Genomic DNA, 24639 nt, shown 5'->3' on the forward strand with positions numbered 1-24639 from the left:
TCTTTTTCTATTATATAGTTTTTTTCCAAAAAAATCTGTGAAATATTAAAAAACAAAAAAATAAGACCTCTTATGCAGAGGCCTTATACTATATGCTGTATCGCTTCAACGATATCATCAAATTGGAAACTATCCGATCGACCTTGCTTTAAAAATGTATTTATGCCTTCTACTTTATTTTTACATTCAAAAATATAAGCATTTTCTTCATTTTCTTGAATCGTTCCTAGCTTAAAATACAATTCATTTTCTTTATAAATTGATAAAATCTTTCTCATTTCATTTGCAAGTTGCCAATGATGTGGCGAAACAATTTCTTCCATAATCCTACTTACTGAATCTAATACTGAAATTGCAGGATAATGACTAAGCGTTGCAAGCTCACGCTTTAATACGATATGTCCATCTAAAATACCACGTGCTAAATCTGGTACAGGACCATTTAAATCATCCCCATCAACAAGCACCGTATAAATACCTGTTATAGATCCCTTTTGTGTTTTTCCGGACCGCTCTAACAACTTCTTCATATAACTTTCCATTAACAGTGTTTTACCACCAATCGGTAACTCTTTAACAGCAATATCAACACTTCTTCGTGCATCGGCAAAACGAGTAACAGAGTCCATCATAAGTAATACGTTATTACCTTGGTCACGGAAGTATTCAGCAATAGACGTTGCGAGTTTCGCTGCACGAAGTTGCATAAGATGACTTTCATCTGACGTCGCTACAACAACGACGCTTTTTCGCATCCCTTCCTCGCCTAACTCTTTTCGAATAAAGTCTTTTACTTCCCGGCCACGTTCCCCTACTAAACTAATAACGTTTATATCAGCTTTTGCATTTTTTGCTATCATTCCAAGTAAAGTTGATTTACCAACACCTGACCCAGCAAAAATACCAATCTTTTGACCGATACCAATTGTTAGCATAGAATCAATTGATTTTATTCCTGTTTCAAATACATCGGTAATCTCTTCACGTTCAAATGCATGTATAGGCGGTGCATCTAGTTTTATTTTCTGTAATGGAATGTTTTCAGCTTCCTCATTTAACACTTCACCATTTGCGCTTAACACTTTTCCGAGCAAGTGATTACCACGTGGTACAACAACATCTTCTGAAACTAATGTCACTGAATCTCCATAACATACTTTTTCTGTCTGTTCAAATGGAAGTAGCATATTATTTTCTTTTTCAATGGCAATCACTTCACATAAGACGTTATGTTCTCCAACGAAGCAAACATCTCCGATCTTCGCTTTCGGCCCTTTTGCTACGAAAAACTGTTCTTGTACACTATGAACTTTGCCTACTTTCGTATACAGCGGTGTTTCAATGAACTTATTCCATTTTTCGTTCTCATTCATTAACAGGCGGCTCATACATTTTGCTCCTCAAATAACTTCTCTTCTTCCCATTTCTGACGAAGTTTCGCAAATATAGGTGCAAATTTAAATTCAAAGAACTCTTTCTCTTCTTCCAGAACAAATTCACCAAACTGCAGGGAGAAATCATATTTCCATTCTACTAATTGTAGTAACCAATATTCTTTCGTATTCTCCTTCTCTTCTTGAATACGTTCAAACGTTTCTGGATGTACTGTAATGATTAATTTTTCAAACGAAGTTGGCAATGTTTGCACGATACCAGTTAAAATAGGTAACACATCAAGCAATCGTGAATCTACCGCTTGATTCACGATTTTTTCTGCTAGATGCAAAGATTGATCCCATAACAACTCTGTCCATTCATACGCTGTTTCTTGTTGTTCTTTTTGAAATTGCACACGCGCTGCTTCCATCTGTTCCATTTGCTCATGAATATGCATTTGAAATTGTTCTTTATCTTGTAATAACTGCTGCCGCTCTCGTTCTAGCATTTGCTTCTCTTGCCTTAGCTGATTCATTTCCATATGTAACGATTCTTGCTGGGCGCGAAGTTCTGCATGATCAGCTTGTAATTCTTCCTCTTCTATTTGAACTGAAGCTGGTTTTGGAAATTGTAATTCATACGTTTCTTCAGAAAAAGAAACAGAATTCTTCGGAATTCTGTTTTTAAATAAGGACATCCTCTTCACCTCTTTGAACGATAATTCTTCCTTCTTTCTCTAGCTTTTTCACTGTACCAGTGATCGTTTGCTGCGCTTTTTCAGCATCCGTCATCTTAAGCGGTCCTAAGCCATCTAATTCTTCTAGAATCATCTCTTTACGGTTTGAAGACATACATGTAAATAATTTCTCTTTAATTTCTTCTTTTGCAATTTTAAGTGCTTTCGCAATTTCACCGTTATCTGTAATTTCTTCTAATACACGGCGAAGCGCAAGATCTTCAAGACCAAGTAAGTCTTCAAAGACAAACATATTTTCTTTAATTTTCTCAGATAACTCATAATCGACTTCATCCAGCTTTTGAAAGACTGTTTTTTCAACACCTCGTGAAACATTATTTAAAATATTTACGATTGTTTTCAAGCCATCAGTTTTATTAATTGCACTAAATGCCATATTATTTAATTTCGATTTTAACAACTCACCAATTTGATTAATTAACTCACCATCAACTTGTTCTAGTTTCGCTATACCCATTACCGTTTCAACGCGCTTATGATCTGGCAATCTCTCAATTAATTGAGACGCAAGTTGCGGTTTAATATAAGAAGCGATAATTGCAATTGTTTGTGGTGACTCATCATTAAGCACTGTAAGAAGTGGCTCTAAATCTGTAAGTGAATTTAAGAACTCAAACGGATTATCTTTGTTATACCAAAGATCTTCCAATAATTTTTCCAGTTCGTCTTCTGGCATGTTTTTAAATATGCGACGAATGTATTCTTTATCTGGAGTGACTAAGTTCAATTCTTTTACATTTAGTTCATATAAGAACTCTCCTAGTACATTTTCTAATGTTTCTGGTTTGTATACACGAAACTTTGCGATTTCACGAAGTAATACTTCTTTTTCCTCAGCTGTCATATATTCAATGACTTTTGCTGCCACCCCTTCTTCTAATGTACGAATAAGGATGGCAGCTTTTTCTTTGGAGGAGATTTCATCTAACATCGTTGTTCCTCCCTTACTGTCCGTTTAACCATTTTTTAATTACTTTTGCAGTTCCTTCTACATGTTCTTTCGTAGCATCCTGCACTTGTTCATCTAACGTTGGTTCTTTCGGTTCTTCTGGTTCAGGTTTTGGCTCTGGCACTATTTTTTCTTCAGGAATTTCCAAGATACTTTCATTACTTGCAGCAATTTCCTCTTCTGCTAAGTATTCTTCATATTCCTCTTCTTCTTTCTTTCTCTTACGTCTTGCTAATAAGAACCATACTAGGCCACCAATCGCTAATAAGCCAGCTGTAATTCCACCGAATAACCACCAGTTCATACCACTTTTTTCTGGCTCTTTCTCTTTTTCGGCTTTCGGCTGATCGAACTGAACAGTTACAACGTTAACTTGACCATTTATAAAGTTACCGTTCGGATCAGCTTGAAGTCCTGCCGCTGTTCCGATCGCTTCTTTAAAAGTTGTCATATCAATTTTACGTTTTACTAGCGTATCATTATCTACCCATACAACAACATTTGTTTTCGTTAATTCTGGGTGTTTCTTAATTGTTTCAACTGTTTTATCTATTTCATAGTTTTCGATTTTGTTACCATTTTTATTATCATAGACAACTTTACCATTTTGATTATTGTTCGTACCGTAGTTTGGCACTTCACCGTTCGCTGTAATACCAGCACCTTGCTTCGTATCTGCCCCTTCTTGCGCAGTAGAGCTTTCCTCTTGTTCTTGTTTACTACGAAGTACACCTTTATCACCATACTTTTCTGACTGACGTGTAACTTCATCGTAGTTTACAGATACTTTCGTATTCACTTTATATTCATTCGGTTTAAACATCGTCATTAACGTTGCATCAATATCTTGCTTTAATTTACCTTCAAGTTGGTGCTGCATCTCTACTTCTTTCTCGTAAGAAGAAGAACTACTAGAATGTGCTTCATCTGTCCCTTTTGAGATAACACCTTTTTTACTATCAATAACGCTTACTTCTTCTGCCTTTACACCAGGAACTGCTGCACTTATCATTTGCTGTATACCCGCAACTTGATCAGCTGTTAACAATTGTCCACGTTTCACTCCAACCGTAATCGCCGCTGTTCCTTTTGCTTTTTCTTCATCAAAAATTGTCTCTTTTTCAGGCAATGTAATTTGAACATTTGCCGTTTCAACTGTCGCAAAGTTTCTTACAATATCTTGCTCCAATTGCTTCTTCGTACCGACAATTTGCTTCATTTTTTTATCTTGCTCACTTGAACCGAGCGAGCTTTCTAATAAAATTTCCTCACCGCTTTTAGAATTAAACGGTAAGCCCATCCCATTCATTTCTTTTCGAACCCATGGAGCATCATTCTTTTGCACACGAATCGAACCATCGGCCGCTAATTGATAATCGACACCTAACTTCGATAATTCTGCTGTAATCTCTTGTTTATCTGTATCATTTAAATTTTGATATACAACAACATATTTATCTGGCAAGGTGAAGTATAAAAGTGCTCCTGTTACAATCGCTAAAAGCGCAGCACCAATTACTAACTTATGCCACGTTTTTAACGATTGGATAACATTTTTCATCTTTTCCATTTAAACACACCCGTCCACTTTCCTAAATTTGCATATTAATTAGTGACTTATAATTTTCAATAAGATTATCACGTACGAGAGCAGCTGTTTTCATTTGAGACTCAGCTTTCTTTTGCTGAATTAAAACGTCATGTGTTTCTCCTACCCCTTTAGTTAGTAAATCATATACTGCTGTTTGCGCATTGTTTTGCGTTTGATTCATATCTTCCAATAAATCAATAAACTTTTTCCCCTCAACTACAGATGTTTGAGAAGTTTTCGGTGCACCAATTGACTGAATTGCTCCAAATGGTTGTGTATGTAACATTGGTTGAATTTTCATATTACTATCTTCCCCCTTATCCTCGGCCGATTTCTAAATCTTTATCAAGCATTTTTTTATTCGCATTTAATACACTCGTATTCGCTTCATACATTTTTTGAGCAACCATTACATTCGTCATTTCAGCAGTTACATCAATATTGGGATAACGTACATATCCTTCTTCATTTGCGTGCGGATGCGTCGGATCATACACTAAATTTTCCGTTTTGTCTGCTTCAATACTTTTTATTTTTACTCCGTTAGTAGGAGCCCCATCTAGCATACTTGCAAAACTATTGTTTGATTCTAGCACCACACTACGACGCTCATATAAATCTGCCCCCGGAGCCGCCGTCGTATTTGCATTTACAATATTGTTAGAAGTAACTTCCATCCACTTTCTCGCTGTCGTTAGTCCTGAGCCACTTGCATTAATTGCCTGAAACATCCGTTGTCTCTCCTTCTACTTTTAACGTCCGCGTGCCGCTTGGTTAATTGCATATTGTGTATTAATTGCGTTAACTGAAATACCGTATAACTGATTTGCTTTCATTAAATCTAGCATTTCTGTCGTTACATCCACACTATTTCCGTCTTTATTCGTTTGCATTGCTTTTGTTTGAATCTTTGCATATGTATTTTTCGTATTTACTGTCGGCAAGTGCATTTCATTCGTTTGATATAAATCTGGATTACTCTTTAAATCAGCCGCATTGTTTTTATATAATGCACTACTTTTATTCATCTGCTCAGCAAATGTTACATCTTGTGCTTTATAGCCAGGTGTATTCGCATTTGCAATATTACTAGAAACCGTATTTCGTTTCGTCACTAAATAATTCATATAATGGCTTACATCACTCACTAAATCTGGCATATTCCACACCCTTCCTTTTCTAACTTAATGATCCACTGATAGAAGTTTCACTTCATTATTTATTTTCTTATATGCATTTATTAAAATATTTACTATTATGTACCCTTACATATTTTATTCCATTTTTTCATTGTTGTCTTTAGAAAAATATAAAAATATAAAAAAGAATGCAAAAAACTGTATACACACAGTAATCTATAGAACATTTCAATATATAAACTAAAGTCCATTTTTCTATTATTTAGATTACAATTATTATTTCATCACAGTCATAAAATGAAACCTCAATCAGCGGGTTCTTTATGTAAACGAAGGAATAGACCCCCTTTTAAAAGGGGAACCTGTTTCCAGACGTTATTATTAATATTTACCGTAAAATGAATTAGCCTTCATTCGCCCATCATTTGTCATAATCATTTCTTCCAAAATCTTTTGCTTATCCCGAATATGCTGTGCTGCCTTAATAATGAACGGGCTTACTTCTGCTGCAACTTGTGCACGCGTTTCTTCATCCAATGTCATCATCCAGCGATTTAACATCTCACTCTTCTCAGCAAACTCTCTGTCTGACACTTGCAATTCACCGATTTCATTAAAACAGCTGACAAACGTCCGATAAATATCATTGTTCATTTTCAAGTGCTCCGCGGTAACCGTCTATTAAATCTTGTAACACTTTCACAATTGCATCAATATCTTTCGCTTCACGCGTTACTTTCATCGTTTGAATTTGAATGCTAATCCAATCATATAAACCATAGAGACTATCATATAAATCTTTCGTAATCTCAGGATTTAATTGAAGCTTTAGTTCTTCAAAAATACGTTCTAATTTTTCAAGAAGTGCGTCCCCTTCTTGTAGTTTAAAAGTATGTAAAAGTTCTTCTAAATTACGAAACTCTACAATACATCTTTCATAAATAAAAATTGTATTTTTAATCGGATTACTCGTCATAATATCATTTTGCATATAACGTTGCCATGCTTGCATACGATCACTTCCTCAACTTTCATTAATCATCACTTTTTTGTTTTGTCATTGCTTTAATTGTTTTGAGTTGGCTATCAAGCGCCGCCAATGTACTCTCTAGCTTTTGATACTTCTTCACGATTTCATCTTGCTTTTGCAAGTTTTGCGTCTCAATATCTTTAATCTTTTTATCTAAATCACTTACACGTGAGTCAATGTTTTTAACTCTCTCGCCGACTACACCTTTATCACCGAATAGTTTATCAAGCGGTTCTTCCATCATTTTTCCTAAACCGTTAGAACTAAAGAAAAATTGCTTCGCTGCATCGGGTTTTTCTTTTAATGCTTGTGTTAATTTTTCATCATTAACTTCCATCGTTCCATCTTGCTTTAATTGAATACCAAATGTGAATAAATAATTACCATCTTGAGAAAATGTTACGACATTGTTCATTGCCTGACGTACACTTTGCATAATAGCTTGACCTTGGAAAGCTCCACCTTTTCCAGCAAAGATATCTACTGTAGAAACAGCTTTATTATAATCAGCTACCATTTTTTTAATAACATTCGATGCGTCTGTTACGTTTGAGTCATTTACTGTAAATTTTAGATCTATACCTTTTGCTTTTTGATCTGCATTTGTACCTGTTCCATCTTCTGGTTTATTTTCCACTTTTGATTCCGTTACTTTCAATAGCTCAATTTTCACACCTGGTAATGCTTCAATTGTATTACTATCACTTTTTCCCTCAACACCATTAATACTATATTTTGCATCTAGCGCTTCGTTAATAGTATTTAATTTCATTTCTGTCGTAGGTTGATTATTCTCATCTGTACCTTCCACTTTCGTATAAAACAAATCTGTAAGTACATTAGGCGGTGTCTTTTCTAATTTAATTTCATTCATTGCCCCTTCTTTTTTAGAGGTCATGAAAATTTTATTTCCAAGTGTATAAGCTGATACACCATAATCTCCATCATTAATTTTGTTAATTAAATCTTTATATGTCATATCAGTTGTTACTTTTAGTTCTTTATCGCCTAGTTTTAATGTTTCATCTTTAGGAAGTTTCGCATTTATATCTTTAATTTCATTAGAAGCTATTTGATGACGTTGCGCGAGCTGTGTAATTGTCATATTAAAAGTTCCTGCAATCGCACCACCATCTGCTTTTACATTAATATAACCGTCTTGTGTTGTCGTTACTTTTTTCTCATTCCCTTTAAAAGCCGCTAAGTTTTTAAACGTTTGTGTGAAAGAACTAAATTCTGACTTCAAACTTGTATATAATAATTTATCATTTGTAAGGTCGTTCTTTTCTTTCGTATATGGTGTTTTTCTCATATCTAACGCTTGCATTTCTAATTCTACTAGGTTAGAAGTATCGATCATATTATTTCCGAGGTTCCAAATTTGTTGTCTACCACCAATACCTGTCATCGTTGTTCCTGCCATTTTTCTCACTCCTTGTAGATTACATGTAGTCTAAAATACTCGTTTTACTCATCGTACTAACTGCTTTAAGTGTCGCTTCATACGTCGCATTTATATATGCCAAGTCAGAAATTGCGACCGCTAAATCAACATCCTCAATTTCTTTACGGTTTTCTTGAAGCGCTAAATTTTGCTCACTTAAAATTGTTTTAAACGTCTCCATTGTGTTCATTGTTGAACCAACTTCAGTTGTACGGTTAATGATGCCATCTAAGTTTTTCTTATTTTCTCCTAATAACGGTTGTAACGCTTTTTGGTCACCTTTTTGCATCGCTTCGCTCATCTGTTTTAACGTTTTTATAACCGGGGATAATAATGCTTCTCCGTTACGGAATGCCTTTAACTCATAACCGTCATTTAGTTGCCAGTTCACATCATTTTGTCCACCCTGGTACGTACCATCTTCTGTAAATGGTGACTTTTCTGCACTATCACCACCGAAAATATAACGACCTTGCTCTTTCGTATTCGCTAAATATACAACTTGTTTTAAAATTTGATCAATCTCTGCACCGATGGCTTTCAATTCTTTTTCACCATTTGGCTCATTTAATGCCTGTACCGTTAATTGATCTGCTCTCGTTAAAGATTTAAAAATACCTTGCAAAGTATTTTCAGTTTGTGTTAATACATTTTTTGAGTCAGCTAAATCTTTTTGCATTTGTTCAATATTCGCCAATGAATGTTGAATCGCAAATGATTTACTCGCTGCAAGTGGATCTTCACTCATAAGAAGATTTTTCTTCCCTGAAGTTACTTGGTTTCTATGGTATTGTTGTTGCACATTCAAATCCATTAACTGATTCTTTGCCCAGTTTGCATTTTGAAATGTAGATACTCTCATTTCTATCTCCTCCTTATATATTTCCAATCAATTATTATCACTTATCGAATAATCGAAAATAGACTATCAAACACTTCATTCATCGTAGTAATAGCTTTAGAGTTTGCGACGAAATATTTTTGGAAGGCCATTAAATTTACCATTTCCTCTTCCATATTTACACCTTCAACGCTCATTTTTTCTTGTTGAATACCTTCTAGTAAGTCGCCATGAATTTTTTGATAACCATTTACTGCACTTTTATCAGATGCAACACGAACTATAAATTGGTCTAATGCTTGTTTATAAGAAAGACCTTCTTTATAATCGTCATCTGTAACTGCTGCTAGTTTATTTGCTGTTTCAGCAGACATTTTCATTTTCGAAACATCTTTTTGGAATTCTGGATTTAACTTCATCTCTTTCGCATAATCTCCAACGAAGAAATCTTTTCCCATCACTGTATTCACTTGATTTTTCATTGAACTCATTAAGTCTTCGAGATTTTTTTTATAATCAACAATCTTCGCTTTCGTATCAATCGCTGATTTTATCGCTCCGCTAGTTACAGAGATTTCTGAACCGTAAATCTCAACTGACATTGGGTCTTTTTCTTTATTTAATTGAAGTGGATATGTATCTTGTCCATTTACTGTTAAAATACCATTCATTCTAACACTCGCGATATTAGGATTCATAGATTCATAAGATACTTCGATGTTTGCATACTTAGACATCTCTGTAACGATGCGATCTCGTTCGTCTAAAAGTTGATTCGGCACTTGTGTACCCGCTTGTCCAATTTTATGATTCGCTTCTGCTAAACTAGCAGCCAGACGATTAAATTCATTAACATGCGCTTCAATATCTTCTGCCGTCTGCGCTTCCACTGTATCTAAGTTTTTCGCAAGACGATTTACTTGACTAGTGAACTTCCCAGTTTCAGAAATTAATGTATCGTAGTAGTTTGGTTGTTCTGGATTTTTTGCTACTTCACGAAAGGCATTAAAGAAACCGTCCATTAAACTAGATAATGAATTCTTCCCTGTCGTTCCAACCATAGACTCTACACGTGATAAAGTCGAATTCATGTAGTTATAGTAAGAGAGCTGAGATAATTGATCATTAAACTGCTTCGTTTTTACCTCATCAGTAATACGGTCAACACCTAGCGTTTGTACACCGTAACCAATTCTCTGTTCTGGCGTATGACCATTGCTTGCTCCAACAGATCCGTAATTCACCATTTGACGAACATAACCCGGTGTATGAATGTTAGACAAGTTTTGTTTCGTTGTTTGTAACCCCATTTGAGCCGCTAACATACCCGATAGCGGTGTATTATAATCAGATAATCTCATAAAGTTTCACTTCTCCTTTACAATAGTTCATTCATAAAGATTTGCGAATTATTGTTTCGCTCTAAGTTATATTCAGAAACAGAATCCACAATACTTTCTGTAGTTTTTAATAGTACGTTTAAGTAATATTGATTTTTCAAAAGAATCATTTTTACATTCTCTTCTAATTCAGTTACGTTTTTTTGTAATTCTTCCATTTTTTCAATTTCTTCTTGAGAAAAATACGAAAATAACGCACTTACACGAAACGATTCAACCCCTTGTTCTTTACAGAACTGAACAATCATTTCTTCAAATGAGCTTGATAACCCTTTTAAACCATCAATGTACTGCAATTGCTCTACTTGCAACTTTTGAACTGCATTTACATTTTTATCTTTTAAATTCTCATATATTTGCTCTCCAAGCGCTTGAATATTTTCATACGCTTTTTGAATAATAACGAGTTTTTCATATAATTGTATGTACATATAGCTTCCTTTCTTTTACAAGACTAAATTCACAATTAAACCATGGATTTCTCCAATTTGATTTAACATTTCTAAATGTCCTGTTTTCGTATTAATTAAATTCATAACATCTTCTAATTCATTCAATCCCATTTCTGCCTGTTTCACAATCGTCATTTTCTGTGAATATCCGTAACGCGGGTGACGAGACATGACATCTTTATACTGCAATACATTATCAACGTAAAAATTCAAAAATGATTTTACTGTATTTTTGTATTCCATTACATTATCAAGCGTTAATTCCATTTCAATTTTCTCTTTAATTTCTCCAATATTATCGACAAACGCTTCCATTTGTTCTAGCAATTTATCTTTTTTCGGATCTGCATGCAAATTATCCGAAAATGCAAGTCCTGTCCTGACATTTGCTTCTTTCGGCATTTGAGTAGCAGGCGGTATATGCGATAAAATTGGATTATGCGAGATAGAACGTAGCATATATATCACCTATTTATTTTTTTATTTCTTCCTAAACTTAATCGTAAAATCCAGTTATTTATAATTATACTCTGAACAGTAATATTTTGCAGTTATTTTTTATAAAAGATATGTTACAATTTAGCATGAGGTGGCACAATTCTATGAATATTTTCCTTTGTGGTTCAAATCAATTAACAGCATTAGATCAAGAAGAAATTAAAAAATTTTTAACTGACTATGCTCACAAACATAAAATTTACATATTATGTTATAAATCTATTGAAAATGAGGTTCTTCGTTTTTTCGTTGAGAATGAAAGACTCGCTCAAAATTTATGCCTTTACACGCTGCAACCATTGCCAGCAATAACAGATGAATTTCAAGAAGTCGTTGATTACTTAAAAAAACACGGAGCCGAATATGTTGCTTTTGATCATCCTTCCGACTCCATTTACCGATCAGATTATATGTTTTTTGTTAAACAAATTATTGAAGACACTGATTTAGTTCTCTGTTTTTATAATGGTGACAAACATACATCTGTCATCCCTGTCGATGTTGCAAAAGAAGCAGGTATTGATGCTGTCATTTATGATTTACCAGGATTACATGAAAAGCAAATGAAAAAAAGCTTTGAACAAAAAATTCGTATGATGTAAAGGGGGAGGCACAATACCATTATTGTGCCCATTGTAAATATGATAATTGAACAAGATTATGATCATTTTATCGCGAGTTTTAAACAACAATTCAATATGGACATCGCTTCATATAAACAAGATAGAATGCGCCGTAGAATCGATGCTTTCATTTCGAGAAAAGGCTTCGAAAACTACACTAATTTTTTAAACAAATTACGCGCTGATCAAAGTTTATTTTTAAATTTTATTGACTATATTACAATTAACGTTTCAGAGTTTTTTAGAAATAAAGAACGATGGCAAACTTTAGAGTCGAAAGCACTACCAAAATTACTCGAACAAAATAGCGGAAAATTAAAGGTATGGAGTGCCGCTTGCGCTGCTGGTGAAGAACCATATACACTCTCTTTAATTTTATCAAAGCATCTAGCTCCATTTCGTTTTGAAATTCAAGCAACAGATCTTGATTTTCATATTTTAGAAACCGCAAAACGCGCTCAATATACGGAACGTTCGTTAAAGGAATTACCTACTGATTTGAAAGAACGTCATTTCACAAAAGAGAATGGTCTATATTCATTGCATCAAAACATTAAACAAAACGTCTCGTTTAAACAACATGACCTTTTAATGCAGTCATTCGATACAAATTATGATTTGATTATTTGTCGTAATGTAATGATATATTTCACAGAAGAAGCAAGAATAAAACTTTACGAAAAATTTAGTCGTTCTTTACGAAAAGGCGGTGTACTATTTGTTGGTAGTACGGAACAAATTTTAACACCCGAACGTTACAATCTTCAGCGATTTGATACATTCTTCTACGAAAAAATATAAAAGAGGTCGTCACAATGGAGTGACGACCTTTTTACATAACTCGAATTAAAATAATACCGACAATCCATATGAAGAGAAAAAGAAACGTCATAGACCATTTATGTTCTTGCATCGTTTGTTTCAATGCCTGTGATAATTGTGTCATGTTCATTTCCGCAAGCGCTCTCCATACACTTACATCCCGATCTTTAGCAATGCGGTCTGTAACGCTAATTAAAATCGTTTCGTTAGACAATTTCGTTATATAAGCAGTAATAACCGTTACCATCAAATTTATATTTCCTTCTGAAGAATCACTTTCCACTCTAGAGATGAGTGCACTTACATCTAGTAAAGGAATATGTACTTTTCTACCAAATGATAGTTGCACTTCAGCGAAATCATATGTTCCATCTAACAAAGGAAGTTCTTTTATATGCGCCTGCTTAATAAGTCCTTGCAGGCTTCTAATTACTTGTTCAAACACTTTTTCTGATTGCTTTCCTTCTTCAGATAACGTATGTAACTTTTTAAAAAGTTGTAACACTGTATCCATCTCTTTAGAAAGCATTTCCTTCATAATCTTTCCATCACTTAAACTTGCAAGTAAAATACCTATCTCATTATTTTTCGAAATAATTTTAGACTGTCCAGTAAACACTAAATTGCTACGCTTTCGTTCTTTCTGGATTTCATGTTCCGAAATAGCTGCAGGCTGTTTTAATGGTTGTAGCGTCTTATCTTCAATTGTCGTACGTTTAATCTCCATTTAAGCGCCTCCACTACTATGAAATAATTAGCCCCATTCTTTATTACTCTTTAAAACTAAAAACAGTACGAACAAACCTGACATGATAGTAAATACATCCGAAGCTTGTACTCCCTGTTCACCTTTTTCTTCTTCCTTGTCTTTCGTTTCTTCTTTTTGTTCTTTCTTTTTAGAGACAACTTGTTTGTTATTTTTCTCTTTTTGGTCCTTCGCCTTATGTACTTCCTTGTTGTCTTCGAACGGCTCTTTTATAACGTAAGTAAATTTCTCTTTCTCTTTCAACGGTTCTTTTATAAACTTATTTACTTTCTCATCTTGCTTCGGAATTTGAACAACCGGCAATTTTTCTTCTAGAAGCGGGTTTTTGATTTTCAAATCTTCTTGCTTCTCATTTTCTTTCTTATCTTCTAATTCATTTTCTAGTTTATTATCTAATTTCTCTTCTTTCTCTTTCTCTTTCTCTTCTATCTTTTTATCATCTTCGTTTTTTGGCGCCAAAACAGAAATGGTATATTCACTTTCTTCAACAAGTTTATTACCTGCTGCATCTATTATCTCTACAAGTAATTCGTATGGCCCAGCCGGCAATGCTTCTGTTATTTCAAATACTTTTTGCCAATCCATATCATGCTTGTTGTAGTCTAATAAAAACGAAAGCTCTTTATTTTCTTTCCCTTTTAATGTAACGCGCACTTCTTTTACAACCGATTCTATATCTGACGCTTTTACTCGTATATGTATAGAATCTCCCTGTTTTCGTTCAACTAAGTTCTCTTTTACTTCATCAATAGTAACTTTCTGTAACTTTGGCAATTCTTTATCTATAGTTGGCGTTTCATTTTTAATACGAATGAGCGGGACTTTCACTTCATTTTTTACGATTTCTTCTTTCTCATTCTCTTTGTAACTTTGAACGAGCTGAAGATTCCAATCACCTTGCAAATCAAAATTCCCTGCTTTATAGTTAGCAACCCAGCTCTTCGTTTCTTCATCATACTCAAAAGATAGTATTCTTTCTTGCGCATATTGCTCGCCATTTTTTTGTAGCTGCAATATACCTTTCATACTTTGAATGTTTTTCCCATTTGGTTCTACAGCAATTCGCACTTCTTCGCCAACTTTAAGCTCCGGCTTATTTACTGTAATAATTCCCTGTTCCGTTTCTATCTTTCTTTCATTCAATTGTTTATTTGCTACTTCTTGTTGTTCTACTTCTTGTTGCTCTGCTTCTTTTTGTTTCTCTTCATCTTGCTTCGTTTCCACTTGTTCTGACGATTCTTGAGATTCCTTATTTTCTTCTTGTACATTCACTTCATTTATTTTTTGATCTGACTCAATTTGTTCCTCAGCCTGACTTTGCAAGGGGAAGAACAAGCACACATGTATGCATAGCCAACTCATTAGAAAAAACTTTACGTTTTTCATCTACTAGTTCAAACTCCTATTTCAATGCCTTATAGTGATTTCGTCACTTTTACTCCAAAAAATCCATCTACATTTACAAGTTCACCATACGCCACTAATACATCATTTACATAAATACGAATCGGTTCATCAATATCCTCATCTAGTACAACTGCTTCATTTTCTTGTAAACTTAATATATCTTGAATCGTTTTCACTGTACTTCCAAATACAAATTTCACGTTCATTTCTACATTTTGTAGAATGGACGTGTCCATATATACTGGTTCCATTTGTTTTACTTCTTTAAATTCAATAGGTTGCACAACTGGTTCTACAATTTTTTCTTCTTCAATTTCTTCTGTGGCAATCTCTTCTTCTTCCACCATCGGATACAGAAGTCGCCTTACCATTTCTTTTGCTTCGGAAATTGGCAAAATTTGATACATCTTCGATTGAAGCAAATCGCCAATTTCAAGATTGAACGTAATTTGAACGAGTTCGTCCACTTCCATTGACTCTCCCAAATATTCCATTTCTTCTTTTAACGTTACAAATTTAACATTTGGCGGCGTCATGTCCATTTTTTCTTGAAACATTTCTGACATCGCCGTAGCAGCATGACCCATCATTTGGTTCATAATTTCTTTAATACCGCTCAGTTCTAATTCAGTAAGCTCTTTTTCTGGGTCAACTTCCCCTGTTCCCATCATCATTAAATCTACCATTGTTAAGGCAACATCTTTCGTAAATACGAATACATTCTCATTCTTTAGCCCTTCAACAAAGTCGACATTTAAAATAACAAATGGTACTGGTACTCCATCATAATGACGAACATTGATTGCTTCCACATTTGGTGTACTAATTGTAACTGGCTGATTTAAAAGCGTTGACAATACTGTTGAAGCGGAGCCAATTGAAATATTTGCAATTTCACCAAGCACATCTTTCTCTTCTTGTGTTAAATGCTCTTTTTCAACTTCTTCTACAATCTCAGTTTCCACTACTTCTGCTGGTTCGTCTGTTTCTTCTACTCCACCAGATAATTGCATTAATTTATTTACCATTTGTTTCGCATGCTCAACTGAAACAATTTGTACAAGTTTAGAGTTTACAAGATTATCTATCTTTAAATCAAACGATACTTTAACAATTGTATGATTCCCATCGATTTCAGAGATTTTCTCCATTTCTTCTGATAACTTTACAACTTTAATCGTCGGCGGAGACATATCTACTGTATCTTGGAAGAATTCCGACATAGATGTAGCTGCGAATCCCATCATTTGATTCATCGCTTCTTGTACAGCACTTAGCTCTAATTCACCAAGTTCTTTTCCGTCCTCGACTTCACCTGTTCCCATCATCATTAAATCAGCAATGGACAATGCAACATCTTGCTTAAGAACAAGAAGGTTTTCCATATCTAATCCTTTTGTAAAATGAATGTTTAATACAACATGTGGAACTTCGACATCTCTTGAATCATATAAATCTACCAACTCTATACGAGGAGCAGTAATGCTTACTTGCCTATTTAAAATTGTTGATAATACAGTCGAAGCTGAACCAAATGATATATTTGCAATTTCGCCAAGAATATCGCATTCTTGGGGCGTTAAATGCTCATTTTCTTTTTCTAGCACAATCGTGCTCGTATCCCCTTTTGTGTGTTGCTCAGGCATTTTCCCTGCCTCCTCATTTCTGTTTTTCTATCAAATAATATAAACTCTTATTTTATTTTAGCAAACTCATTAGTATAAAACGTTACTATGTATCCCATTATTAGATTCGTAACGATTAGCCAAAAAGCTCCCCAATTGTATACAAGTGGGGAGCTTTCCTTCATTCCTATTATAAACCTTCTGGGTTTAAAATGAGGACCACTCGTCCATCACCGAGAATCGTCGCACCAGAGAAATAGTTAGAACTCTCTGCAAAGAAGTCACCTAATGACTTTAAGACTATTTCTCTTTGACCGATAATTGTGTTTACAATAAGTCCATAGCTGCGATGTGTGTTACGAACAATTAACACAGGAACCATTTGACCATCATATGACGCAAACGCCTCATCTACTGTTTTTTCACCAAATACAGTACTTAAATGTTTCACTTCAATAATTTGATTACGATAATTTAATACATCTTTTCCTTGTAAGGATTGGATGTCTTCTCTCTTAATTCGAATTGCTTCAACGATATTTCCAAGAGGTAAAGCATAACGCTTATCATTCGTTTGAACAAGCATAGATTGAATAATAGATAACGTTAATGGAAGTTCAATTCTAAATGTACTTCCCTTTCCTTCCTCAGAATCAATAATTAAATGTCCACCTAAACTATGAATCGTATGTTTTACAACATCTAATCCGACACCGCGTCCTGAAAGATCTGATACAACTTCAGCTGTACTAAATCCCGGTTGGAAAATAAGATCAAACACTTCACGATCTGTTAATCTATTCGCATCTGCTTCAGTTACAACGCCATTTTTAATCGCTTTTTCTAATACTTTCCCTTTATTAATACCGTTTCCATCATCCGTAATTTGAATAACGACATGATTTCCACTATGAAAGGCTTCTAATTTAATCGTACCTGTCTCATTTTTACCTGCATCACGTCGTTTTTCAACAGTTTCAATACCGTGATCGATTGCATTTCGAATTAAATGAACGAGCGGATCACCGATTTCATCAATAACAATTTTATCTACTTCAGTATCTTCACCTGTAATTTGTAAATCGATTTTTTTCCCTAAATCTTTCGCTAACATACGTACCATACGCATATTTAATAGTACATTTTGAATATCTTTTGAAATATCGCCTAATCGATTTAAATGTTCAATTAGCTCCTTGTTTTGAATCGTTTGAGCCAATTCATCAATGCGCCCACGTTCAATTACACTTTCTTCAAACATATTCATTAATCTTTCGATTTTCTCTAATTGAACACGAATTGAACGATTCTCCACTTTAGCATTTTTCGTTTTTGTAGTACTTTTAGCTGGCATAGCACTTGAAGGTTGATTCGTTGCCTCTATTGGTGATTCTACCTGCGTAGCCACAGCTGGTTGTAGCTTTTCTTCTACTTGCACAACTTCTTGTGTAACGACTTTTTTAGAAGCTACTTCCTTCGATATAGATTCTCCTTGCTTTACTTCCACTTTCTCAATTTCAGAAACATGAAGTACTACTTGTTTCAACTCTTCTATACTACAATCCGTATCCATAAATACTGTAAATTCAAATCCGAAAGCATCTGCTTCAATTTCTTCAATACTCGGAGCTGTTTTTTGTATATTCCCTACATTTTGCAATGCTTCAATACACATAATGGCACGTACTGCTTTTAAAATCGCTTGCTGTTCAACTGTTATATGCACTTCATGCGAAACTCCATCATCGGTGTCTATATGATTTTGCTCTATATGTTCCGTAGGAGTTTCTACATTGCCGTTCAATAATGCTTCTAATTTCTGTTTAGTTGAGGCTACATCAATATTGCCCATTCCACCTTGTTGCACATCTGCAACCATCTTCTCCAAATTATCAATGCACTCAAAAATCACATCAATAATATCCGCATTTACAACTATATTTCCATGACGAATTTCATCTAACACATTTTCCATCTTATGCGTTAAATCAGCCATTTCCGTAAATTCCATGCTCGCAGACATACCTTTGAATGTATGGGCGGATCGGAATATTTCTCCTACAACATCCATATCAGCAGGATTTTGTTCTAACACTAGCACATTTTCATTTAGCGACTGTAAATGTTCTTCTGACTCTTCGAAAAATATATTTAATAGATCTGTTTGCATTTTTATCCCCTACCTGTCTAACAAACATTTCATTTATGTATAACAATTTAGTGTTTTACAATGAGAAAAAAGGGGGCCACACGTCGATCCGCTATCACTGTTTTGATTCCTTGTGGCACCCCTTCTATATTAACTATTTGCTACTTTTGTTAAAGCTTCAATTACACGATCCGCTTGGAATGGCTTTACAATAAAGTCTTTTGCCCCGCCCTTAATTGCATCTAATACCATACCTTGTTGTCCCATTGCAGAACAAATAACAACCTTTGCACTTGAATCAATTTTAATAATTTCTTTTAATGCTTCAAGCCCGTCCATTTCTGGCATAGTAATATCTAATGTTACAATATCAGGTTGAAGTTCTTTATACTTTTGAATTGCTTCTACCCCATTCTCTGCTTCGCCAATAACTTCAAATTCAGCATTACTTTTTAATAAGTTTTTAATCATCGTTCGCATAAACATCGCATCGTCTACTACTAAAATTTTATGTGCCATTCTTTTTAATTCTCTCCTTCTATGTATAAATATATCTTAATATTTCACCTTATCATTCTCACTCATTATACAAAATAAAATGATAAAATTTAATATTTTTTTAAAAGAATTTTCGTGTTTTTATTATTTTATTATTAAAATAATAATATACTACTCTTTTATATAAATAACAACGCGACGGTTTTTTTCCCAGTTTTGCGGTGAATCATTTGGTACAATTGGCTTTGTGTCTGCATATCCTACCGCAGCTAGCCTTTTATCGTCCACATTATACACTTCAATTAAATGGTGAATCATATTTGCCGCTCGTGCTGAAGATAACTCCCAATTAGAAGGGAATTTCTCGTTATGAATAGGTCTACTATCTGTATGTCCCTCTACAACAATTGGGTTAGGTACGGATTGAAAAAATCCAACTAATTGACTTATTATCCCTTTCGCTTCGGGCTTAACGTTCGCATCGCCTGTATCAAATATTAAATTATCTACTATAACGACGCTTACCCCTGTATCCTCTCGATATACATTCACTTGACTAATACCATTATTATCTACATATGCTTTTAACTTCTTATATAATTCATCCATTCTCTTTTTTGAAATCATTTTTTCATCATTTTTTTCATGTGAAATATCCGGTATTGTATTTTCCATTACTTTTGCATCTACTTGCCCCGTATCACTAAACTTTTCAAGCATCTTTGACAATTTTACTGCATCTTGCTTTGATGTAGCAACTAGTAATACAAAGAAAGTTAATAATAACATCGTTAAATCTGTAAAAGTCGTCATCCAACGAGGCGATCCCTTTTGCGGTCCTTTACTCATCATACCACTCCTTGAAATATTAGGCTGCTCCTTTTACCTTTTTTACCTTTGTTTCGTATACGTATGTATCCAGTTTCAACTTTAATTTAGAAGGGATTTGTCCACGATACAATTCTGAAATTGCTTCTATTACAAACTTCTTCTCTGTATATAAATCTTCAATACCACGATATACTTTTTCCGCAAGAGGGATTGCAATCATATTCGCAAGTACAGACCCATATAATGTCGTTAGCATCGCAACTGCCATTCCTGTACCAATTTGCGATGTATCTTGTAAGTTTTGGAGCATAATGATAAGACCGATTAACGTACCAATCATTCCCCAAGCTGGAGCAAAATCACCAATTTTATCTAATAATGCTGCTCCTTTTCTTAACTCATACACTTCCGTTTCAATATCTTTCAATAACACTTCTTTTAATTCATCTTCATCGTAACCGCTTAACATTAATCGAATTCCTTTTTGAATAAAAGGATTGTCTACTTGCTCTCCATCTACCTCTAAAGAAAGCAAGCCGTTCTTTTTAGACTTTTTCGAAAAATCGACAAACAAATCCGTTAACTGTTCTAAATCTTCTTCTCTTCTATGTAAAACAGTAAAAATGCTTTTCGTATATTTTTTTATTTCTCCAAATCGATATGCCACAACAATTGTCGCTGTTGTTCCCCCTATGACAATTAAAATAGATGAAATATCTAAAAAGTTTTTGAAAGCTTTTATTCCACCGCCACCAAGCATAATTGCCGCTATCACTATAATGAAACCTACTATAATGCCCACTGGGCTAGAAATATCAAACTTCCTTTTTCTTCTTTGTGGTCTAGCTAATACTTGATTTTTCTCTCCCATATTTCTGCCCTTTCCTTTCCATTTTTATATAACATTTTTTTATTTTAATAATACGTTTTCACATATAACATGTATTATACGCTTATCATCTGTTTATCGCAATATACTCATAAAATTGACACATTTCATTTCTATATTAGAATTATGGTATGAATAAATGAGGAGGATCACGATGGAACACAACATTTTACAAGTCATTGCATTAGCAGAAAAACTAAAATATGAAATGCGACATAGCTGGCTTTCCAACGGACGTCAAGAAAGTGTTGCCGAACATACATGGCGGATGTCTCTAATGGCCATTTTAGTTGAACCTTATTTGGATCAAAAAGTAAGTATTGAGAAATTACTTAAAATGGTTATTATTCACGACCTAGTCGAAGCCGAAGCTGGTGATATTCCTGCTTTTGATACAATGAATAGTCACGAATTACAGCTACAAAAACAAAAAAATGAACTGGAGGCTATTTTAAATATTAAACAAACGTTAACAGGTTCTCTCGGCGAGGAATTATATGACTTATGGATGGAGTTTGAAGCGAAAGAAACGTACGAAGCAAAAGTTGCTAATGCACTCGATAAACTTGAGGTAAAAATTCAGCATAACGAAGCTGATATTGATACGTGGCTACCAATTGAACATAAAATGACGTTCCAAGTAGCAAAGCATACAAACTTTGATTCTTTCTTATCTAAATTACAAAAAATTATTGAACAAGATGGAGAAAAGAAGTTAATTGCTGCCGGCATTGATGTTGAGGCATGCAAGCAATAATGAAATAAGACACTCAACAAGAGTGTCTTATTTCATTATTGTTGATATAGCCTGCTTATAAATAAGCTGTTGTTTTCCATCCACTAAGATTAAAACTGTAAATTTATCCACTCCAACAACTTCTCCTATTATTCTAACGCCACTCTTTAAGAAAATTGTAACTGTACCTTTTTCTTCTTTTATTTGTTTATACAATTCTTCCTGTAAATGTTCCAATTACTGTCCTCTCCTTTCTGTGAAACATCTTAATATAAAAAACTATAAATTTTTTATTTATGCACTTTGTCTTTTATGTTCATAAACTTATTAATAAGTATATCTAAATCACGACTAAATAACAAAACTTTATCATGATCCAATCCGTGTCTCGCAACAAGTTGAATTAACTCTTTCTTTTTGTTTTCTATTTTATTTTTTAATTGTCCCATCTCCATCTCTATACTAAAACTCCCTTTTCCCATAATATTACTTGTAAAATTATAGTACATATTCTCTCATAAAAAAATAAGAAAATGGTTTTTTTTACAATTTTTTATTTTTTATGCCTAAATTATGAATTACGTAAAGGTTTATTTACAAATCACTAACATGCAATCCTAATGAATCTACAGGCATTTGTCTAATTATAAATGAGACTGGCTCGTTTTCTATACAAAAAACATACTGTATATAGTAGTCCATGAACCATATAGATTAACTTACTAAAAAGGAGGAAAACATATGAGTTATGGTGGAAGTTGCGCTGGTTTCGGCGGTGGATTTGCTTTGCTTATCGTACTATTCATCCTTCTAATCATCATCGGATGTAGCTGTTGGGGTGGCGGCGGATACGGATATTAATATATCCTATCCTTGAAAAATGAACTAAAAACTATAGAAAAACAGCTCAAATATGAGCTGTTTTTTTTCATACTTTCGTATGAATTTATATCCCTCTTATTTGCGATTTCAACTAGCAACATATTGTTTACTATGGAATAAGAAACATTTTTACTAAGGGGGATTACAATGATTAGAGGTCTTTACGAAGCACATTTACCTGTCCGCAACTTAAAAGTATCAATACCTTTTTATGAATCACTAGGGCTAAAATTATATAAAAGAGGAGATAATATTGCTTTCTTTTGGATTAAAGAAAATGAGAGTTGGCTCGGCCTTTGGGAAGGCACAGAATACAAAGTGAATTATCACCCCTCTTTACGACATATCGCCTTTCAAGTAAGTTTACATGATTTAGAAAATGCGATTCATTGGCTAAATCAAAAAGGAATTTCAGCACGAAAAGACTTTGGAATGGAACCAATTGAACCGATTGTTTTTCCGGAATTAGCACATGCAGCCGTATACTTTAACGACCCTGATGGAAATAGTTTAGAATTGATTGCACAATTACCTGTTGGACTTCCCACAGCGGAAAAAGTGTATTTAAGTGAGTGGAAAGAACAAATTCAAACATCGTCATTACATAAGGATTAATCTATTTATGTCAGTTTCTTATTCCACACTTCTTAAAACAAATAAAAACTTCAATAAACTATTTTATGGGCAAACATTAAGTGTACTTGGGGATTGGTTCCATACGGTAGCTTTATTAACATTTGTCTACAGCATAACGGAATCGCCGTTTATGATCGCACTTACTTTTATAAGTAAAAGTTTACCACAGCTTCTTCTTAGTCCATTCATAGGCGGAATTGTAGATCGTTTCTCTAAAAAGAATATTATGATTTTTACCGATATTACACGGGGAATTCTAGTCCTTACATACTTACTCGCAGGCTATAAAATTGAGATTATTTTCATTGCTAATATATGTTTATCTGTACTTTCTTGTTTATTTGAACCGGCTAAACAAGCAACCCTAAAAAATATCGTACACCAAAATCATTTCGTAACTGCTAACTCTCTTTCTAGTACAATTAATGGTTTTATGTCTATTATGGGGGCTTCTTTGGGCGGAGTAATTGCACAATCTTTACATATTGAGTTCGCTTTTTTAGTAAATAGCCTATCATACTTTATTTCAGCCTATTTTATTTATAACATGAGTATTCCTGCTCATGATACTTGTAACAAGAACAAAGCATTTTTCACTGATATAAAAGGTGGTTATACATACATATTACAAACAAAAATCATTTTAACATTAATTCTTGTCGGCATTTCATGGGGGATTATTGGAGGTGCTTATCAACTACTTCTAACGATCTATGCCGAAAAAGTTTTCCATACGAACATTGGGATTTTATATACGGTTCAAGGGGCTGGGCTTATGATAGGAAGCCTTCTCGTTAATCTTTATATATCCCATAATAAAGAAAAAATGAAAAAAGTATTCGGTTGGGCCTACTTATTACAAGGAATTTTCTTTCTCGGATTCATTCTATCCGATCAACTTATTATCGGTATCATTACTTTATTCTGTATGCGCATAGCAGGAGGAATCATCGTTCCACTTGATACGACATTACTTCAAACTTACACACACGAAAATATGATAGGTAAAGTTTTTTCATTCCATTATTCCATTTACGGATCTCTTATTCAGTTATCGATGTTTTTTACAGGAGGGCTGTTAGAAATTCTTTCTCCTCAAATGATTGGCTGTTTATTAGCTACATGCTGTATTTTTGTAAGTTTTATATGGCTGTTCTTGTTTTATCGCGGGGATCTCAGTGAATAATTTAATGATAATCAATACATTTTGATCCCATTCATTATTTGTTTCTCCATAATAAAATTGTTTAAAAATACAAGTCAGATTTTTTAGTTAAAGAGCCTTATATGGCAACAC

At 34.0% G+C, this 24639-nt stretch carries 29 protein-coding genes; 6 read left to right on the forward strand and 23 right to left on the reverse strand.

Annotation, left to right across the window (positions count from 1 at the left end; genetic code table 11):
* Positions 1–83 precede the first annotated feature (83 nt).
* The 14 genes from fliI to B9A45_RS21635 form a co-directional block, all read right to left on the reverse strand.
* A complete protein-coding gene (gene fliI / locus B9A45_RS21570; protein ID WP_000088693.1) occupies positions 84–1388 on the reverse strand; it encodes a flagellar protein export ATPase FliI in 1305 nt (434 codons plus the stop codon).
* Complete coding sequence (locus B9A45_RS21575) at positions 1385–2074, reverse strand: FliH/SctL family protein (RefSeq protein WP_084064987.1); 690 nt, start codon at positions 2072–2074, stop codon at positions 1385–1387. Before B9A45_RS21575 ends, fliI begins: the two co-directional genes overlap by 4 nt.
* Complete coding sequence (fliG, locus tag B9A45_RS21580; RefSeq protein WP_016109698.1) at positions 2061–3065, reverse strand: flagellar motor switch protein FliG; 1005 nt, start codon at positions 3063–3065, stop codon at positions 2061–2063. Before fliG ends, B9A45_RS21575 begins: the two co-directional genes overlap by 14 nt.
* Before the next feature lie 13 nt (positions 3066–3078).
* Entirely contained in the window at positions 3079–4653 is a 1575-nt protein-coding gene (locus B9A45_RS21585; RefSeq protein ID WP_000413956.1) for a flagellar M-ring protein FliF C-terminal domain-containing protein, read from the reverse strand.
* Positions 4654–4675: 22 nt separating this feature from the next.
* Complete coding sequence (gene fliE / locus B9A45_RS21590; RefSeq protein ID WP_000701672.1) at positions 4676–4975, reverse strand: flagellar hook-basal body complex protein FliE; 300 nt, start codon at positions 4973–4975, stop codon at positions 4676–4678.
* A gap of 16 nt (positions 4976–4991) precedes the next feature.
* Positions 4992–5405: a flagellar basal body rod protein FlgC gene (gene flgC, locus B9A45_RS21595; RefSeq protein ID WP_000484680.1), complete on the reverse strand. Its 414-nt coding sequence runs from the start codon at positions 5403–5405 to the stop codon at positions 4992–4994.
* A 21-nt stretch (positions 5406–5426) separates the two neighbouring features.
* A complete protein-coding gene (flgB, locus tag B9A45_RS21600; RefSeq protein WP_084064990.1) occupies positions 5427–5834 on the reverse strand; it encodes a flagellar basal body rod protein FlgB in 408 nt (135 codons plus the stop codon).
* Positions 5835–6194: 360 nt separating this feature from the next.
* Positions 6195–6467 (reverse strand): hypothetical protein, encoded by a 273-nt coding sequence (locus B9A45_RS21605; RefSeq protein WP_001058088.1) that lies wholly within the window; start codon positions 6465–6467, stop codon positions 6195–6197.
* A complete protein-coding gene (locus tag B9A45_RS21610; protein ID WP_001149516.1) occupies positions 6457–6825 on the reverse strand; it encodes a flagellar export chaperone FliS in 369 nt (122 codons plus the stop codon). The genes B9A45_RS21605 and B9A45_RS21610 overlap by 11 nt, the downstream gene beginning before the upstream one ends.
* Before the next feature lie 22 nt (positions 6826–6847).
* The gene (locus B9A45_RS21615) at positions 6848–8266 is read right to left on the reverse strand and encodes a flagellar hook-associated protein 2 (protein WP_084064995.1); all 1419 of its coding nucleotides are present in this window, start codon (positions 8264–8266) and stop codon (positions 6848–6850) included.
* Positions 8267–8285: 19 nt separating this feature from the next.
* A complete protein-coding gene (locus B9A45_RS21620) occupies positions 8286–9149 on the reverse strand; it encodes a flagellar hook-associated protein 3 (protein ID WP_001266405.1) in 864 nt (287 codons plus the stop codon).
* A gap of 41 nt (positions 9150–9190) precedes the next feature.
* Positions 9191–10489 (reverse strand): flagellar hook-associated protein FlgK, encoded by a 1299-nt coding sequence (gene flgK / locus B9A45_RS21625; RefSeq protein WP_001239711.1) that lies wholly within the window; start codon positions 10487–10489, stop codon positions 9191–9193.
* A 17-nt stretch (positions 10490–10506) separates the two neighbouring features.
* Positions 10507–10959: a hypothetical protein gene (locus tag B9A45_RS21630; RefSeq protein ID WP_084064999.1), complete on the reverse strand. Its 453-nt coding sequence runs from the start codon at positions 10957–10959 to the stop codon at positions 10507–10509.
* 15 nt (positions 10960–10974) lie between these two features.
* The gene (locus tag B9A45_RS21635) at positions 10975–11439 is read right to left on the reverse strand and encodes a YaaR family protein (protein WP_000946323.1); all 465 of its coding nucleotides are present in this window, start codon (positions 11437–11439) and stop codon (positions 10975–10977) included.
* Between the two features lie 143 nt (positions 11440–11582).
* On the opposite strand from B9A45_RS21635, the gene B9A45_RS21640 reads away from it, so the two are divergent.
* Together B9A45_RS21640 and B9A45_RS21645 are read left to right on the forward strand one after the other, a co-directional pair.
* Entirely contained in the window at positions 11583–12080 is a 498-nt protein-coding gene (locus B9A45_RS21640; RefSeq protein WP_001020105.1) for a hypothetical protein, read from the forward strand.
* 39 nt (positions 12081–12119) lie between these two features.
* The gene (locus tag B9A45_RS21645; protein WP_142263078.1) at positions 12120–12902 is read left to right on the forward strand and encodes a CheR family methyltransferase; all 783 of its coding nucleotides are present in this window, start codon (positions 12120–12122) and stop codon (positions 12900–12902) included.
* Between the two features lie 31 nt (positions 12903–12933).
* On the opposite strand, the gene B9A45_RS21650 is transcribed toward B9A45_RS21645, so the two are convergent.
* The 7 genes from B9A45_RS21650 to B9A45_RS21680 form a co-directional block, all read right to left on the reverse strand.
* Positions 12934–13650: a hypothetical protein gene (locus tag B9A45_RS21650; protein ID WP_000403962.1), complete on the reverse strand. Its 717-nt coding sequence runs from the start codon at positions 13648–13650 to the stop codon at positions 12934–12936.
* 27 nt (positions 13651–13677) lie between these two features.
* Complete coding sequence (locus tag B9A45_RS21655; RefSeq protein WP_084065007.1) at positions 13678–15075, reverse strand: transglycosylase; 1398 nt, start codon at positions 15073–15075, stop codon at positions 13678–13680.
* A 29-nt stretch (positions 15076–15104) separates the two neighbouring features.
* Positions 15105–16742 carry a flagellar motor switch protein gene (locus B9A45_RS21660; protein ID WP_001115014.1) on the reverse strand — a complete coding sequence of 546 codons (1638 nt, stop codon included), beginning with the start codon at positions 16740–16742 and terminating at the stop codon, positions 15105–15107.
* Between the two features lie 169 nt (positions 16743–16911).
* A complete protein-coding gene (locus B9A45_RS21665) occupies positions 16912–18891 on the reverse strand; it encodes a chemotaxis protein CheA (RefSeq protein ID WP_084065012.1) in 1980 nt (659 codons plus the stop codon).
* Positions 18892–19020: 129 nt separating this feature from the next.
* On the reverse strand, positions 19021–19389 hold the full coding sequence (locus B9A45_RS21670) for a response regulator (RefSeq protein ID WP_000940568.1): 369 nt from the start codon (positions 19387–19389) through the stop codon (positions 19021–19023).
* Positions 19390–19539: 150 nt separating this feature from the next.
* Complete coding sequence (locus B9A45_RS21675) at positions 19540–20217, reverse strand: OmpA family protein (protein ID WP_000033627.1); 678 nt, start codon at positions 20215–20217, stop codon at positions 19540–19542.
* A gap of 19 nt (positions 20218–20236) precedes the next feature.
* Positions 20237–21070: a flagellar motor protein MotP gene (locus B9A45_RS21680; RefSeq protein ID WP_000504185.1), complete on the reverse strand. Its 834-nt coding sequence runs from the start codon at positions 21068–21070 to the stop codon at positions 20237–20239.
* 172 nt (positions 21071–21242) lie between these two features.
* On the opposite strand from B9A45_RS21680, the gene B9A45_RS21685 reads away from it, so the two are divergent.
* Positions 21243–21845 (forward strand): HD domain-containing protein, encoded by a 603-nt coding sequence (locus B9A45_RS21685; protein WP_000400780.1) that lies wholly within the window; start codon positions 21243–21245, stop codon positions 21843–21845.
* A gap of 27 nt (positions 21846–21872) precedes the next feature.
* Here the strand turns inward: B9A45_RS21685 and hfq are convergent, their stop codons facing one another.
* Both hfq and B9A45_RS21695 read right to left on the reverse strand, forming a co-directional pair.
* Positions 21873–22061, reverse strand: a complete 189-nt coding sequence (hfq, locus tag B9A45_RS21690; protein WP_000400664.1) for an RNA chaperone Hfq — start codon at positions 22059–22061, stop codon at positions 21873–21875.
* A 53-nt stretch (positions 22062–22114) separates the two neighbouring features.
* The gene (locus B9A45_RS21695) at positions 22115–22333 is read right to left on the reverse strand and encodes an aspartyl-phosphate phosphatase Spo0E family protein (protein WP_000291688.1); all 219 of its coding nucleotides are present in this window, start codon (positions 22331–22333) and stop codon (positions 22115–22117) included.
* A gap of 232 nt (positions 22334–22565) precedes the next feature.
* Between B9A45_RS21695 and B9A45_RS21700 the strand changes: the two genes are divergently transcribed.
* The 3 genes from B9A45_RS21700 to B9A45_RS21710 all read left to right on the forward strand — a co-directional run bounded on the left by B9A45_RS21700 (position 22566) and on the right by B9A45_RS21710 (position 24528).
* Positions 22566–22685, forward strand: coding sequence for a YjcZ family sporulation protein (locus tag B9A45_RS21700; protein ID WP_000120179.1), 120 nt, complete (start codon positions 22566–22568; stop codon positions 22683–22685).
* 168 nt (positions 22686–22853) lie between these two features.
* Positions 22854–23321: a VOC family protein gene (locus tag B9A45_RS21705; RefSeq protein ID WP_000617953.1), complete on the forward strand. Its 468-nt coding sequence runs from the start codon at positions 22854–22856 to the stop codon at positions 23319–23321.
* A 7-nt stretch (positions 23322–23328) separates the two neighbouring features.
* Entirely contained in the window at positions 23329–24528 is a 1200-nt protein-coding gene (locus B9A45_RS21710; protein WP_058839611.1) for an MFS transporter, read from the forward strand.
* Positions 24529–24639: the final 111 nt, after the last annotated feature.

The sequence above is a fragment of the Bacillus sp. JKS001846 genome (assembly GCF_900176455.1).
Taxonomy (GTDB): domain Bacteria; phylum Bacillota; class Bacilli; order Bacillales; family Bacillaceae_G; genus Bacillus_A; species Bacillus_A cereus.

What these genes read in the sequence shown, in the direction of transcription:
- fliI (WP_000088693.1), bottom strand. Translation starts at nt 1,388, where the DNA reads ATGAGCCGCCTGTTAATGAATGAGAACGAAAAATGGAATAAGTTCATT.
- B9A45_RS21575 (WP_084064987.1), bottom strand. Translation starts at nt 2,074, where the DNA reads ATGTCCTTATTTAAAAACAGAATTCCGAAGAATTCTGTTTCTTTTTCT.
- fliG (WP_016109698.1), bottom strand. Translation starts at nt 3,065, where the DNA reads ATGTTAGATGAAATCTCCTCCAAAGAAAAAGCTGCCATCCTTATTCGT.
- B9A45_RS21585 (WP_000413956.1), bottom strand. Translation starts at nt 4,653, where the DNA reads ATGGAAAAGATGAAAAATGTTATCCAATCGTTAAAAACGTGGCATAAG.
- fliE (WP_000701672.1), bottom strand. Translation starts at nt 4,975, where the DNA reads ATGAAAATTCAACCAATGTTACATACACAACCATTTGGAGCAATTCAG.
- flgC (WP_000484680.1), bottom strand. Translation starts at nt 5,405, where the DNA reads ATGTTTCAGGCAATTAATGCAAGTGGCTCAGGACTAACGACAGCGAGA.
- flgB (WP_084064990.1), bottom strand. Translation starts at nt 5,834, where the DNA reads ATGCCAGATTTAGTGAGTGATGTAAGCCATTATATGAATTATTTAGTG.
- B9A45_RS21605 (WP_001058088.1), bottom strand. Translation starts at nt 6,467, where the DNA reads ATGAACAATGATATTTATCGGACGTTTGTCAGCTGTTTTAATGAAATC.
- B9A45_RS21610 (WP_001149516.1), bottom strand. Translation starts at nt 6,825, where the DNA reads ATGCAAGCATGGCAACGTTATATGCAAAATGATATTATGACGAGTAAT.
- B9A45_RS21615 (WP_084064995.1), bottom strand. Translation starts at nt 8,266, where the DNA reads ATGGCAGGAACAACGATGACAGGTATTGGTGGTAGACAACAAATTTGG.
- B9A45_RS21620 (WP_001266405.1), bottom strand. Translation starts at nt 9,149, where the DNA reads ATGAGAGTATCTACATTTCAAAATGCAAACTGGGCAAAGAATCAGTTA.
- flgK (WP_001239711.1), bottom strand. Translation starts at nt 10,489, where the DNA reads ATGAGATTATCTGATTATAATACACCGCTATCGGGTATGTTAGCGGCT.
- B9A45_RS21630 (WP_084064999.1), bottom strand. Translation starts at nt 10,959, where the DNA reads ATGTACATACAATTATATGAAAAACTCGTTATTATTCAAAAAGCGTAT.
- B9A45_RS21635 (WP_000946323.1), bottom strand. Translation starts at nt 11,439, where the DNA reads ATGCTACGTTCTATCTCGCATAATCCAATTTTATCGCATATACCGCCT.
- B9A45_RS21640 (WP_001020105.1), top strand. Translation starts at nt 11,583, where the DNA reads ATGAATATTTTCCTTTGTGGTTCAAATCAATTAACAGCATTAGATCAA.
- B9A45_RS21645 (WP_142263078.1), top strand. Translation starts at nt 12,120, where the DNA reads ATGATAATTGAACAAGATTATGATCATTTTATCGCGAGTTTTAAACAA.
- B9A45_RS21650 (WP_000403962.1), bottom strand. Translation starts at nt 13,650, where the DNA reads ATGGAGATTAAACGTACGACAATTGAAGATAAGACGCTACAACCATTA.
- B9A45_RS21655 (WP_084065007.1), bottom strand. Translation starts at nt 15,075, where the DNA reads ATGAAAAACGTAAAGTTTTTTCTAATGAGTTGGCTATGCATACATGTG.
- B9A45_RS21660 (WP_001115014.1), bottom strand. Translation starts at nt 16,742, where the DNA reads ATGCCTGAGCAACACACAAAAGGGGATACGAGCACGATTGTGCTAGAA.
- B9A45_RS21665 (WP_084065012.1), bottom strand. Translation starts at nt 18,891, where the DNA reads ATGCAAACAGATCTATTAAATATATTTTTCGAAGAGTCAGAAGAACAT.
- B9A45_RS21670 (WP_000940568.1), bottom strand. Translation starts at nt 19,389, where the DNA reads ATGGCACATAAAATTTTAGTAGTAGACGATGCGATGTTTATGCGAACG.
- B9A45_RS21675 (WP_000033627.1), bottom strand. Translation starts at nt 20,217, where the DNA reads ATGAGTAAAGGACCGCAAAAGGGATCGCCTCGTTGGATGACGACTTTT.
- B9A45_RS21680 (WP_000504185.1), bottom strand. Translation starts at nt 21,070, where the DNA reads ATGGGAGAGAAAAATCAAGTATTAGCTAGACCACAAAGAAGAAAAAGG.
- B9A45_RS21685 (WP_000400780.1), top strand. Translation starts at nt 21,243, where the DNA reads ATGGAACACAACATTTTACAAGTCATTGCATTAGCAGAAAAACTAAAA.
- B9A45_RS21695 (WP_000291688.1), bottom strand. Translation starts at nt 22,333, where the DNA reads ATGTACTATAATTTTACAAGTAATATTATGGGAAAAGGGAGTTTTAGT.
- B9A45_RS21700 (WP_000120179.1), top strand. Translation starts at nt 22,566, where the DNA reads ATGAGTTATGGTGGAAGTTGCGCTGGTTTCGGCGGTGGATTTGCTTTG.
- B9A45_RS21705 (WP_000617953.1), top strand. Translation starts at nt 22,854, where the DNA reads ATGATTAGAGGTCTTTACGAAGCACATTTACCTGTCCGCAACTTAAAA.
- B9A45_RS21710 (WP_058839611.1), top strand. Translation starts at nt 23,329, where the DNA reads ATGTCAGTTTCTTATTCCACACTTCTTAAAACAAATAAAAACTTCAAT.